The sequence below is a fragment of the Streptomyces sp. NPDC085524 genome (assembly GCF_044541755.1).
Lineage (GTDB): Bacteria > Actinomycetota > Actinomycetes > Streptomycetales > Streptomycetaceae > Streptomyces.
Genome location: NZ_JBITTH010000003.1, coordinates 30343 through 42004, shown reverse-complemented (window position 1 = coordinate 42004; position 11662 = coordinate 30343). Strand labels below are relative to the sequence as shown.

Genomic DNA, 11662 nt, shown 5'->3' with positions numbered 1-11662 from the left:
GGTGCGGGCCGCTCCGGTGAGCGGTCTGTGATCGAGGAGTAATGGCTTCGTCCCGCGTCGTGATACTGTGGTTTCACCGACGCGGGGTGGAGCAGCTCGGTAGCTCGCTGGGCTCATAACCCAGAGGTCGCAGGTTCAAATCCTGTCCCCGCTACTGAAGACGAAGGCCCGGATCCCATGGATCCGGGCCTTCGTCATGTCCGGGATATGCCCCGGATATGTACGGGGATGGACACGCGGTAACTGGGGCGGGTGAGTTGGGGCAAGACCGTGTTTGACTTAGCGGTCTGTGGGCATGTCGACAAAACGCTGTAGTGACCTCACTGGCTGCGACATACCAGGTGTACGCGGGTAGCAGGTGATGCGACGATGGGATTCATGGGGGACAGGCCAACTCTGCTGGAGACAGGGCGGATTGCGAGGGCGGAAGCCGAACCGGCCACGGGGGCCAAGGGGGCGGCTCGGGCCGCCGACGCCCGGACCGCCCGGACCCATGCGGATTTCTTGGACAAGCACGGTGCGGAGGACGTGTTCGGGGAAGGTGACGCCGCGAGCGACGCGGAGCTGGAGGCCCGGCACCGGGTCGCCGCCGACAAGGGGGACCCGGGCGCCATGAGCGTGCTCGGGGCGCTGCTGCTGCGCCGAGGCGACCTGGACGGGGCCGAACCCTACCTGCGCGGTGCCACCGGCGAGGGGGACCGCGCCGCCGCGAACAACCTCGGCGTGCTGCTGCACCAGCGGGGCTACCCGGACGAGGCCGCCGGCTGGTGGCGGGTCGCCGCCGTGGCCGGATCCGCACCCGCCGCGCACGCTCTGGGCCGCCACTTCCGCGAGCGCGGCGACGAGCCCGCCGCCGAGTACTGGATGCGGCAGGCGGCGGAGTCCGGCCACGCGCTGGGCGCGTACGGCCTGGCCGACCTGCTGGAGCACCGCGGCGACAAGGGAGTCGAGCGGTGGTTCCGCGCCGCCGCCGAACAGGGCCACCGCGAGGCCGCGTACCGGCTGGCCAGGCACCTGCGCAAGGGCGACCCCGCCGAGGCCGAGCAGTGGTACCGGCAGGCCGCCGCGCGCGGACACCGCCGTGCCGCGCTGCACCTGGGCGCGCTGCTGGAGGCCCGCGGGGAGCTCAAGGAGGCCGGCCGCTGGTACTTGACCTCCGCCAAGCAGGGCGAGGCGCGGGCCGCGTGCGCGCTCGGCTTCCTGCTGCGCGACGCCGGCGACGAGGACAGCGCGGCCGCGTGGTGGCACCGCGCCGCGCAGGACGGCGACGGCAACGCCGCCAACGCGCTGGGGGCGCTGCACGCCGCCCGCGGGGAGACCGAGACCGCCGAGCGCTGGTACCGGACGGCCATGGACGCGGGCGACCAGAACGGGGCGTACAACCTTGCTCTGCTGTGCGTGGCGCAGGACCGGACCGCGCAGGCCGAGCAGTGGTACCGGCGCGCGGCCTACGCCGGGCACCGCGAGGCCGCCAACGCGCTCGCCATCCTGCTGCTCCAGGGCGGCGACGCGGCGGGCGCGGAGCCGTGGTTCTCGAAGGCGGCCGAAGCGGGCAGCGTCGACGCCGCCTTCAACCTCGGGATCCTCTTCGCCAGCCGGGACGAGGACCGCACGGCGCTGAAGTGGTACGAGCGGGCCGCATCGGCCGGTCACACGGACGCGGCGCTCCAGGTCGGCATCGCGCTGGTGCGCGACGGCGAGGAACGGGCAGCCGAGCGGCACCTGCGGTGCGCGGCGGGCGGCGGCAGCGCGGAGGCCGCCTTCCGGCTGGCCGCGCTGCTCGAATCGCTGGCTCCGCCGCCGGAGCCGGTGGCGCTGGGCGAGCCGGTGGGCGGGGCCGCCCGCACCGAGAGCGAGGACTGGTACGAGCGGGCCGCCGAGCTGGGCCACCGCCGGGCGCAGGTGCGGGTCGGCATGCTGGCCTCCGCCCGCGGTGACGCGGACGTGGCCGCGCGGTGGTACCGGGAGGCGGCCGAAGCCGGCTCCCGCAACGGGGCGTTCAACCTCGGGCTGCTGCTGGCCCGTGAGGGGAACGAGCCGGAGGCCGCCCTGTGGTGGACCCGGGCCGCGGTGGCGGGCCACGGCCGGGCCGCGCTGCGGCTGGGCCTGCTGGCGGCCCGGCACGGTGACCTCGCGGAGGCCCAGAAGTGGTGCGTCCGCGCGATGGAGCTGGGCCCGGCGGAGGTCTCGGAGCGGGCGGCGCGGCTGCGGGAGGCGCTGGCGGAGGAGCTCTCGGCCTGATCCCCTGCGGGGGCTCGGCGGGTGCTGCGCGGGTGCGGCGCCGTTGCCGGGGGCGCCGCCTCCCCCCGGACCCCCGCGCCTCAAACGCCGACGGGGCCGGTTTCGGCCGACCGGTTCAACGATTTGCATCTGCCGGGGGCTCTCACGTAACGTTGGGTTTACCGACGCGGGGTGGAGCAGCTCGGTAGCTCGCTGGGCTCATAACCCAGAGGTCGCAGGTTCAAATCCTGTCCCCGCTACTGAAGGCTCAGGGCCCGGATCCAATGGATCCGGGCCCTGAGTCGTTTCCGTATGCCAAGCGAGAGGGGCGGGGGAACGGGGAAGGGCCCGGACCCCGTGGGTCCGGGCCCTTCCCCGTGTCGTTCAGGCGCCCGCGCAGTTCGGGCAGATCCCGCGGTACGTCACCTCGACCGTCGACACGACGAAGCCGAAGCGCTCCGTGTCGGGCAGGTCGGCCAGCGGGTCGCCCGCCGGGTGGACGTCGCGGATCGCGCCGCACTGGGCGCAGACCAGGTGCTGGTGCGGCCGGTGGGCGTTCGGGTCGTACCGCTTGGCACGGCGGTCCGTGGCGACTTCCAGTACTTCGCCGAGGGTGACGAGCTCGCCCAGCGTGTTGTAGACGGTCGCCCGGGAGATCTCGGGCAGCTTGGCCACGGCACGTGCGTGCACCTCGTCTGCCGTCAGGTGCACGTGGTCACCGTCGAGCACCTCGGCGACGACACGCCGCTGCGCCGTCATGCGCCAGCCGCGTCCGCGAAGTCGTTCCAGCAGGTCACTCATGGACGCCAGCCTAACAGTGGGGTGACCCGGTGTAACTACCGAAGGGTTGCGATCTTGTATTGGCTCTCGATTTGGACCATGTCCATCATGGGATCGGATGCGGAACGGGCTGCCTCGGCGAGTGGATCGGGGCCGCGGTCCAGGCCCTCCGCGGCCGGACGGGCTGCTTGCCGGGCGGGACGCCGGGCCGGAACCCCTCTCGGGCCCCGGCCCGGCGTCGTCGCGTCAGGCGGGAACCGTACGCCGCGCGGGCGTCCAGCACCTGATGACGTCGCGCACGGACACGATGCCCACCGGGCCGCCGTGTTCCAGCACGATCAGATGACGGAAGCCGCCGTGGGCCATGGCCTCGGCGGCTTCCTGCAGGGTGGCGTCGGGGGTGCAGAACACCACGTTGTTGGTGGTGTGCGCGCTCACGGTCTCCCGGTCGGGGTCGTGGCCCGCGCCGATCGAGTTGAGGATGTCGCGTTCGGTCAGGATGCCGATTCCGCTGTGGTCGGGGTCGAGGACGACGGCCGCGCCGACGCGCCGGCCGGACATCAGGCAGGCCGCCTGCCGGAGGGTGTGGGCGGGTCCGAGGGTGAGGATCACGGTGCTCATGGCGTCACGGACGAGCATGAAGAGAGCCACCTCCTGGTGAGTCCCTCCGCCTGGGTGGGGTGCGGCCGGAACCCTAGAGAAAGGGTTCACAAGCGCACAAGCGGAGGATTCTCACATTCCCACGACAACGCAGGGTCATCAAGAGGGCGCGCTCAGGCGCGCGGGCGCAGCATGTCCAGCATCTCGTCGTGGAGCAGCCCGTTCGACGCCACGGCGTTCCCGCCGTGCACCCCGTCCACGCCGTCCAGGCTGGTGAAGCGGCCGCCGGCCTCCTCGACCACCGCGGCGATGGCGGCCATGTCCCACAGGTTCAGCTCGGGCTCGGCGCACAGGTCCAGCGAACCCTCCGCGACCATCATGTACGGCCAGAAGTCGCCGTAGGCACGCGTGCGCCAGCACGCCCGGGTCAGGTCCAGGAAGCCCGGGAGCCGGCCCTGCTCCTCCCAGCCGCTCAGCGAGGAGTACGCGAACGAGGCGTCGCCGAGCTCCGCCACCCTGGACACGCCGATCCGGGTGGTCTCGCCGAGCGCGCCGCCCGCGAAGGCGCCGCCGCCCTTCGAGGCCCACCAGCGGCGTCCCAGCGCCGGTGCGGACACCACGCCGACGACCGGGCGGAACACCCCGTCGGCGCCCTCCTCCATCAGGGAGATCAGGGTCGCCCAGACGGGTACCCCGCGGACGTAGTTCTTCGTACCGTCGATCGGGTCCACGACCCAGCGGCGCGGGCCGCTGCCCTCGAGCCCGTACTCCTCGCCCAGGATCGCGTCGGCGGGCCGCGCGGCCTCGATGCCGGCCCGGACGACCTCCTCGGCCGCCTTGTCCGCCTCGCTCACCGGAGTCATGTCCGGCTTCGTCTCGACCACCAGGTCGAGCGCGCGGAACCGCTCCATCGTGGTGGCGTCCGCCGCGTCGGCGAGCTCAAGGGCAAGGCGCAGGTCATCGTCATACTCGGGCATGCCCGAACAGTATCGAGACCGCCGCGGCCCGGCGAACGACGTCCACGGTGCGGCCGGGAGGCGCCCTTGACAGGATCTGTCGGCCCGTCAACTCTGGCCGTGAAGCCAAACGGGGGAGGCGACGATGCCGGCAGCCCGGGAGTCCCTGCTGGAGGCGGCGGGAGCGGCCCTCGCCGCGCGCCCCTGGCCGGCCGTGAAGATGGTGGACGTCGCGGCGGCGGCCGGGGTGTCCCGGCAGAGCCTCTACAACGAGTTCGGCGGCAAGGGCGGTCTGGGCCGGGCCCTGGTCAGGCTGGAGGTCGACCGGTACCTCGACGGGGTGGACCGGGCCCTCGCCGCCCCGGGCAGGACGGGCGAGCGGCTCGCCGCCGTCGCGGAGTGGACCTTACGGGCGGCCCGTGCGCATCCCCTCGTACGGGCCCTGCTGACCGGGTTCTGGGACCCGGACCTCCCTGCGCCGGGCCGGGCGCCCGGGCCCGGCGAGCTGACCCGGGCGGTGCGCGACCGGGCCGCGGCGGCGCTCATGCCCGCCGAGGACGTCCGCAGGTGCGAGCTCGCCGTGCGCCTCGCCCTCTCCTACGTGGTGGCCCCGGGGGAGGAGCCGGGGGCGGCCGAACTGCTCGCCCTGCTCAGTGAGCGGAGCCGGAGAGCTGCAGCCCGATGACCCCGAGGATGACCAGGGTGATCGAGACGAGCTTGAGGGTGGAGACCAGGTCGCCGAGGAAGACCATGCCGTAGATGGCGGTGCCGGCCGCGCCGATGCCCGTCCACACCGCGTACGCCGGCCCCACGTCCAGCTTCTTCAGTGCGAGGGTCAGCAGGCCGAAGCTGCCGAGCGCGAAACAGGCGAAGGCGATCGTGGGCCACAGCCGGGTGAACCCGTGGGACAGCTTGAGGCAGACCGCGAAACCGGTCTCCAGTAGTCCGGCGACCACGACCAGCAGCCACGCCATGGCGAATGCCTCCTCGCGTCACGTGACGACCTGTCACTTGGTGCGATTATGCATTTATCCAGACAGGTCGTTCGAGAAACACAGCAGACCCCGCCGCCCCGCCGGATCAGTCGCCCTCGCGGCGCTCCCGCGTCTCCAGCAGCCGCCGCAGCGAATACAGCCGCGCCGGATCCGCGTGGCCGTCCTCCACCCACTTGTCCAGCGCGCAGTCCTGCTCGTCGTGGCTGCACGCGCGCGGGCACTCCTCCGTACCCGGAACCAGGTCCGGGAAGGCCAGGATCACCCGGGACGGGTCCACGTGGTGCAGGCCGAAGGAACGCACGCCGGGGGTGTCGATGACCCAGCCGTCCCCGGAGGGGAGCGGCAGCGCGAGCGCGGAGGTGGTGGTGTGCCGGCCGCGGCCGGTCACCGCGTTGACGTGGCCGGTGGCACGCTGGCGGCCCTCGGCGACCAGCGAGTTGACCAGGGTGGTCTTGCCGACGCCCGAGTGGCCGACGAACGCGGTGATCCGGCCGGCCAGCCGCTCGCGGACCCGCTCGGCGGCATCGCCCGTCGCCAGCTCCTCGCGGTTGGTGACGACGTAGTTCAGGCCGAGCGTCGAGTAGATCTCCAGGATCTTGTCCGCGGAGGTCAGGTCGGACTTGGTGAGCACCAGCAGCGGCTCCAGCCCCGCGTCGTACGCCGCCACCAGGCAGCGGTCGATCATCCGGGGCCGCGGCTCCGGATCGGCCAGGGCCGTGACGATGGCCAGCTGGTCGGCATTGGCGACGACCACCCGCTCGTACGGGTCGTCGTCGTCGGCGGTGCGCCGCAGGACGGACTTGCGCTCCTGGATCCGGACGATCCGCGCGAGGGTGTCCTTCTTGCCGGACAGATCGCCGACGAGGGACACCCGGTCGCCGACCACCGCCGCCTTGCGGCCCAGCTCGCGGGCCTTCATGGCGGTGACCGTGCGGTCCTCGACCAGGCAGGTCAGCCGGCCGCGGTCCACGGTGAGGACGAAGCCCTCGGAGGCGTCCTCGTGCTTGGGCCGGATGTTCGTCCTGGCCCGGTTGCCCTTGGGGTTCGGGCGCTGGCGGATGTCGTCCTCGTCGGTGTGCTTGCCGTACCTGCGCATGACGGGGCCCCTACGCTCCCGCTCCCGTCGTGCCTCGCGGAGTTTGACCGAGCATGTCGGCCCACATCTTCGGGAAGTCCGGCAGGGTCTTCGCGGTCGTCGCCACGTTCTCGATCTGCACGCCCTCCACGGCCAGGCCGATCACCGCGCCCGCGGTGGCCATCCGGTGGTCGTCGTACGTGTGGAAGACGCCGCCGCGCAGCTTGCGCGGGCGGATGTGCAGACCGTCCTCGGTCTCGGTGACGTCGCCGCCGAGCCCGTTGATCTCCTTGGTCAGCGCGGCCAGCCGGTCCGTCTCGTGCAGCCGCAGGTGCGCGACCCCGCGCAGCACCGACTCCGAGTCCGCCAGCGCGGCGACCGCCGCGATGCCCGGGGTGAGCTCGCCGACCTCGCTCAGGTCCACGTCGATGCCGTGGATCTTGCCGCTGCCGGTGAAGACCAGGCCCTCGTCGGTCAGCTCGCAGGAGCCGCCCATCTCCGTGAAGATGCGGCGCAGCTCGTCGCCGGGCTGCGTGGTGCGGCGCGGCCAGTCCGGGATGGTGACCGTGCCGCCCGTGATCAGGGCCGCGGCCATGAAGGGCTGGGCGTTGGACAGGTCCGGCTCGACGACCATGTCGCGGCCCAGGAGCGCGCCGGGGGAGACCCGCCACACGTCCTTCTCGCCGCCGGCCTCGGGGGTGTCGACCTGGGCGCCCGCCGCGCGCAGCATCTCCACGGTCATCCGGATGTGCGGCATCGACGGCAGGTTGCCGCCCACGTGCCGGACCTCGACGCCCTGGTTGAAGCGCGGGGCGGAGAGCAGCAGCGCGGAGACGAACTGCGAGGAGTTGGAGGCGTCGATCTCGACCGTTCCGCCCTCCAGGGCCCCGCCGCCCTGGACGGTCATGGGCAGCGCGCCGCGGCCGTCGTCGTCGATCCGGGCGCCGAGCGTGCGCAGGGCGGTGATGACCTGGCCGAGCGGACGCTCGTAGGAGCGCGGGTCGCCGTCGAAGCGGATGTCCCCGTCGGCGAGGGTCGCGACCGGCGGCAGGAAGCGCATGACCGTGCCCGCGTTGCCGACGTCCACGGTCGTCGGGCCGTGCAGGGCCGCCGGGATGATCCGCCAGGCCTCGCCGCTCTCGCCGTCGCCCGCGGAGCTGGAGGAGACCGTCTCCTCGATGCCCACGCCCATGGCGCGCAGCGCGTCCGACATCAGCTGGGAGTCGCGCGAGCGCAGCGGGCGGCGCACCCAGCCCGGCTCGGCGGCCAGCGAGGCCAGGACCAGGGCACGGTTGGTGACCGATTTGGACCCCGGCACCGTGACGGTGGCGTGGACGGCCGCTTCCGCGAACGGAGCGGGCCAGAGGGCGGGAAGCGCGGGGGTCTCGGTCATGGCCCCCACTTTAGTGGCTCGCGAGGCCCCCGGATCTTGATCACGGCCCCATGGCCGGACCGTCTCAGAGGCCGAGAAGCCAGCGCCCGCCACCGGTGAGCGAGGTCAGCGCGACGACGTGGAAGAACAGCAGCCACACCACGGGGTGCAGATGCGTCAGCCGGCCCAGCTGGTCCGCGTCCGAATCGGGCGCGCCACCGTTCCGGCGCTTGGCCCCCAGCTCGAACACCGGCCGGACCCCGCCCATCAGCAGGAACCACACCACCCCGTACGCGAACACGGCCTGCACCTCGGCCGGGGCCAGCCAGGACACCAGCACGAACGTGCCGCCGGTCAGCACCACCGTCAGCACCCCGTAGGCGTTCCGGATCTTGATCAGCATCACCGCCAGCAGGGCGGTCGCCACCCACAGCAGCAGCGTGATCCGGTGCGCGGACAGCAGCAGCGCCCCGCCGAGCCCGAGCAGTGAAGGCGCCGTGTACCCGCTCGCGGCGGTCAGGACCATGCCGACACCGGTCGGCTTGCCGTAGCTGAGGGTGACCCCGCTGGTGTCGGAGTGCAGCCGTATCCCGTCGAGGCGGCGCCCGGTCAGCTTGGCCAGCAGCCCGTGGCCGCCCTCGTGGGCGATGGTCACGGCGTTGCGCAGCACCCGCCACACCGGGCCGTAGCCCACGGCGGCCAGTGCCACCACCCCGGTCGCGATGACCAGCCACCGGTCGGGGGCCGTCTGTATACCCGTGAGCCGGTCCCACAGACCGGCCATCGTGCTGCTGTCCATGAAGTGGCGGACTCCTCGTGGTCTTGTTCGAGCGACATGGCAGTGTGGCAGCCATGTGCGGAAGGTATGCAGCCGGGCGGGCGCCCGAGGAGCTGGTGGAGGCGTTCGGCATCGAGCGGTGGGAGCCGGCCGAGACCCTGGCCCCCGACTGGAACGTGGCGCCGACGAAAGAGGTCCACGTCGTCCTCGACCGTCCTCTGAAGGACGCACCCGAGCGCGGTCCGGTTCGCCAGCTGCGCGTCCTGAAATGGGGCCTGGTCCCCTCCTGGGCCCAGAACCCCGACGGCGCCGCCCGGATGATCAACGCCCGCTCCGAGACCCTCGCGGAGAAGCCGTCCTTCCGCCGCCCCTTCGCCCAGCGCCGCTGCATCGTCCCCGCCGACGGGTACTACGAGTGGGTCACCGCGCACGACGAGCGGCAGCTGGAGGTCGAGGGGAAGAAGAAGCGGTCCCGCAAGCAGCCCTACTTCGTCCTCCCCGCCGACGGCTCCGTCTTCGCCATGGCCGGGATATACGAGTTCTGGCGCGACCGGACCCTGCCCGACCAGCACCCCCTCGCCTGGTGGGCCACCTGCTCGGTGATCACCACCGAGGCCGAGACCACGCCGCTGGGCGTCGCGCCCGCCGACGGGCCGCGCTCGCTCTCCGAGATCCACCCGCGGATGCCGCTCATGCTCACCCCGGACCGCTGGGACGCCTGGCTGGACCCGGCGAACACCGACACCGAGGGCTCGCTGCAGCAGCTCCTCGCGCCCCCGCCGGGCGGCCTGATGCGGGCCTACCCGGTCTCCACCGCCGCGAGCAACGTGCGGAACAACGGGCCGGAGCTGCTGGTGGAGCTGGCCGCGCCGGAGGAGGGCACGCTCTTCTGACCCGGGCGGGCCGGCGGGCAGGATGGGAGCCATGAGCACCCGTACCGAGAGCGTGGACACCCCCGCGGGCGAGGCCCGCGTCACCTGGCACACCGCCGCGAAGCCGAAGCTCGTGCTCGCCGTCAGCCACGGCGCGGGCGGCGGCATCGAGGCCCGTGACCTCCGGGCGCTCGCCGCCGCCCTGCCCGCCCTGGGCATCACCGTGGCGCTCGTGGAACAGCCCTGGCGGGTCGCCGGCAAGAAGGTCGCCGCCGCGCCCAAGGTGCTGGACGAGGGCTGGCGCGGGCTGTGGCCGGTCCTCGCGCGGCCCGGGCTGCCGGTGGTCGCGGGCGGCCGCAGCGCCGGGGCCCGGGTGGCCTGCCGCACCGCCGCCGAACTGGGCGCGGCCGCCGTGCTGGCGCTGGCCTTCCCGCTGCACCCGCCGGGCCGGCCGGAGAAGTCCCGCGCCGCGGAGCTCACCGGGGCCGGGCGGCCCGCCCTGGTGGTCCAGGGCGGCCGGGACCCCTTCGGGAAGCCGGAGGAATTCCCGGCGGGGGACCACGCGCTGGTGGAGATTCCCGCCGCCGACCACGGCTTCGCCGTGCCGAAGAAAGCGGACCTCACCCAGGACGAGGCCCTCGCGATGATCACCGGGGCGGTCTCGGAATGGCTTCTCGCGCTCCCCGTGTGAGATCCGCCGGAAACCCCTCCCGTACGCGGGAATGCGGCGCCCGGCCCACCTGTTGTGCCGGATGTCGGTACGTACGGGAAATCGTCGGAGGAGAGGGAGCGCATGACCCAGGTCATCAGCCAGAGCCGGACGCATGCCGTTGACCTGGACTGGACGGTTCTGCCGGGGCCCAAGCGCAGTGAGCTTCGGGCGGCGGAGGGCCGGGAAGGTCGACTATTCTCCGATTCGAGCGGATCCGCTTTCGGAGCCGCCACGCTGTCGGAGGAGGTGGGTCCTGTCGCTGGGACCGACGAAGGCCACGCGGAGGAGACGACCCCGGAGCGCAACGCGCGCTTCGAACGGGACGCCCTCGGTTACCTCGACCAGATGTACTCGGCCGCGCTGCGCATGACGCGCAACCCGGCCGACGCCGAGGACCTGGTCCAGGAGACGTACGCGAAGGCATACGCGTCCTTCCACCAGTTCCGCGAGGGCACCAACCTGAAGGCGTGGCTCTACCGCATTCTGACCAACACGTTCATCAACTCCTACCGCAAGAAGCAGCGCGAGCCCCAGCGCAGCGCCGCGGAGGAGATCGAGGACTGGCAGCTGGCGCGCGCCGAGTCGCACATGTCGACCGGTTTGCGGTCCGCCGAATCGCAGGCACTCGACCACCTGCCCGATTCGGACGTGAAGGAAGCGCTCCAGGCCATTCCGGAGGAGTTCCGCATCGCGGTCTATCTTGCAGACGTAGAGGGCTTTGCGTACAAGGAGATCGCCGACATCATGGGTACACCCATCGGTACGGTCATGTCGCGACTGCACCGTGGCCGCCGTCAACTCCGCGGAATGCTGGAGGACTATGCCCGTGAGCGCGGGCTGGTACCCGCCGGCGCGGGAGAGTCGAACGACCGGAAAGGCTCGGGCTCATGAGCTGCGGAGAGCCGCACGAGACGGACTGCTCTGAGGTGCTTGACCACCTTTATGAGTTCCTCGACCACGAGATGCCCGACAGTGACTGCACGAAGTTCGAAACACACTTCGGCGAGTGCAATCCCTGTCTGGAGAAGTACGGCCTCGAGCAGGCCGTGAAGAAGCTGGTCAAGCGCTGCTGCGGGTCGGACGACGTGCCGACCGACCTGCGGTCGAAGGTGATGGGCCGGATCGAGCTGATCAGATCGGGGCAGGCCGTGCCCGAACACGACGTCACGGCAGAGAATCCCGTCACCGGCTGACCGAGCCGTCCGCCGTTTGAACACCCGCCCCCGGAAGGCAACTTCGTTCACCCGAAGGTGTTAATCCGGGGGCGCCCGCTCGGCGCAATCAGAAAATGTGGCCCACGTC

At 72.2% G+C, this 11662-nt stretch carries 13 protein-coding genes and 2 tRNA genes; 8 read left to right on the top strand and 7 right to left on the bottom strand.

Annotated features, from left to right (window positions below; genetic code table 11):
• The first annotated feature begins 80 nt into the window (after positions 1-80).
• The 3 genes from ACIGFK_RS05105 (at position 81) to ACIGFK_RS05095 (ending at position 2480) form a co-directional block, all read left to right on the top strand.
• A tRNA-Met gene (locus tag ACIGFK_RS05105) sits at positions 81-154 on the top strand.
• 215 nt (positions 155-369) lie between these two features.
• Complete coding sequence (locus ACIGFK_RS05100; RefSeq protein WP_376662447.1) at positions 370-2241, top strand: sel1 repeat family protein; 1872 nt, start codon at positions 370-372, stop codon at positions 2239-2241.
• Positions 2242-2406: 165 nt separating this feature from the next.
• Positions 2407-2480 (top strand) — tRNA-Met (locus ACIGFK_RS05095).
• Between the two features lie 124 nt (positions 2481-2604).
• On the opposite strand, the gene ACIGFK_RS05090 is transcribed toward ACIGFK_RS05095, so the two are convergent.
• From ACIGFK_RS05090 to hisN, 3 genes are all read right to left on the bottom strand, one after another.
• Entirely contained in the window at positions 2605-3021 is a 417-nt protein-coding gene (locus tag ACIGFK_RS05090; protein ID WP_376659133.1) for a Fur family transcriptional regulator, read from the bottom strand.
• A gap of 225 nt (positions 3022-3246) precedes the next feature.
• On the bottom strand, positions 3247-3639 hold the full coding sequence (locus tag ACIGFK_RS05085; RefSeq protein WP_376659132.1) for a cyclic nucleotide-binding/CBS domain-containing protein: 393 nt from the start codon (positions 3637-3639) through the stop codon (positions 3247-3249).
• 134 nt (positions 3640-3773) lie between these two features.
• Positions 3774-4577 carry a histidinol-phosphatase gene (gene hisN / locus ACIGFK_RS05080; protein ID WP_400050615.1) on the bottom strand — a complete coding sequence of 268 codons (804 nt, stop codon included), beginning with the start codon at positions 4575-4577 and terminating at the stop codon, positions 3774-3776.
• Between the two features lie 124 nt (positions 4578-4701).
• On the opposite strand from hisN, the gene ACIGFK_RS05075 reads away from it, so the two are divergent.
• Complete coding sequence (locus ACIGFK_RS05075; protein ID WP_400050613.1) at positions 4702-5241, top strand: TetR/AcrR family transcriptional regulator; 540 nt, start codon at positions 4702-4704, stop codon at positions 5239-5241.
• Here ACIGFK_RS05075 and ACIGFK_RS05070 read toward each other — a convergent pair.
• The 4 genes from ACIGFK_RS05070 to ACIGFK_RS05055 form a co-directional block, all read right to left on the bottom strand.
• Positions 5207-5530, bottom strand: coding sequence for a multidrug efflux SMR transporter (locus ACIGFK_RS05070; protein WP_366678933.1), 324 nt, complete (start codon positions 5528-5530; stop codon positions 5207-5209). The two genes, ACIGFK_RS05075 and ACIGFK_RS05070, sit on opposite strands and share 35 nt — an antisense overlap.
• Positions 5531-5636: 106 nt before the next feature.
• Positions 5637-6647: a ribosome small subunit-dependent GTPase A gene (gene rsgA, locus ACIGFK_RS05065; protein WP_376659129.1), complete on the bottom strand. Its 1011-nt coding sequence runs from the start codon at positions 6645-6647 to the stop codon at positions 5637-5639.
• A 10-nt stretch (positions 6648-6657) separates the two neighbouring features.
• Complete coding sequence (aroA, locus tag ACIGFK_RS05060; protein WP_376659128.1) at positions 6658-8019, bottom strand: 3-phosphoshikimate 1-carboxyvinyltransferase; 1362 nt, start codon at positions 8017-8019, stop codon at positions 6658-6660.
• A gap of 64 nt (positions 8020-8083) precedes the next feature.
• Positions 8084-8797 (bottom strand): M50 family metallopeptidase, encoded by a 714-nt coding sequence (locus ACIGFK_RS05055; protein WP_376659127.1) that lies wholly within the window; start codon positions 8795-8797, stop codon positions 8084-8086.
• 53 nt (positions 8798-8850) lie between these two features.
• Here ACIGFK_RS05055 and ACIGFK_RS05050 point away from each other — a divergent pair, with 53 nt between their 5' ends.
• The 4 genes from ACIGFK_RS05050 to rsrA all read left to right on the top strand — a co-directional run bounded on the left by ACIGFK_RS05050 (position 8851) and on the right by rsrA (position 11553).
• Positions 8851-9669 (top strand): SOS response-associated peptidase, encoded by an 819-nt coding sequence (locus tag ACIGFK_RS05050; RefSeq protein ID WP_376659126.1) that lies wholly within the window; start codon positions 8851-8853, stop codon positions 9667-9669.
• Between the two features lie 31 nt (positions 9670-9700).
• Positions 9701-10339, top strand: a complete 639-nt coding sequence (locus ACIGFK_RS05045; RefSeq protein WP_376659125.1) for an alpha/beta family hydrolase — start codon at positions 9701-9703, stop codon at positions 10337-10339.
• A 267-nt stretch (positions 10340-10606) separates the two neighbouring features.
• On the top strand, positions 10607-11251 hold the full coding sequence (locus tag ACIGFK_RS05040; RefSeq protein ID WP_030709911.1) for a sigma-70 family RNA polymerase sigma factor: 645 nt from the start codon (positions 10607-10609) through the stop codon (positions 11249-11251).
• Positions 11248-11553 carry a mycothiol system anti-sigma-R factor gene (rsrA, locus tag ACIGFK_RS05035; RefSeq protein WP_376659124.1) on the top strand — a complete coding sequence of 102 codons (306 nt, stop codon included), beginning with the start codon at positions 11248-11250 and terminating at the stop codon, positions 11551-11553. The genes ACIGFK_RS05040 and rsrA overlap by 4 nt, the downstream gene beginning before the upstream one ends.
• Positions 11554-11662 lie beyond the last annotated feature (109 nt).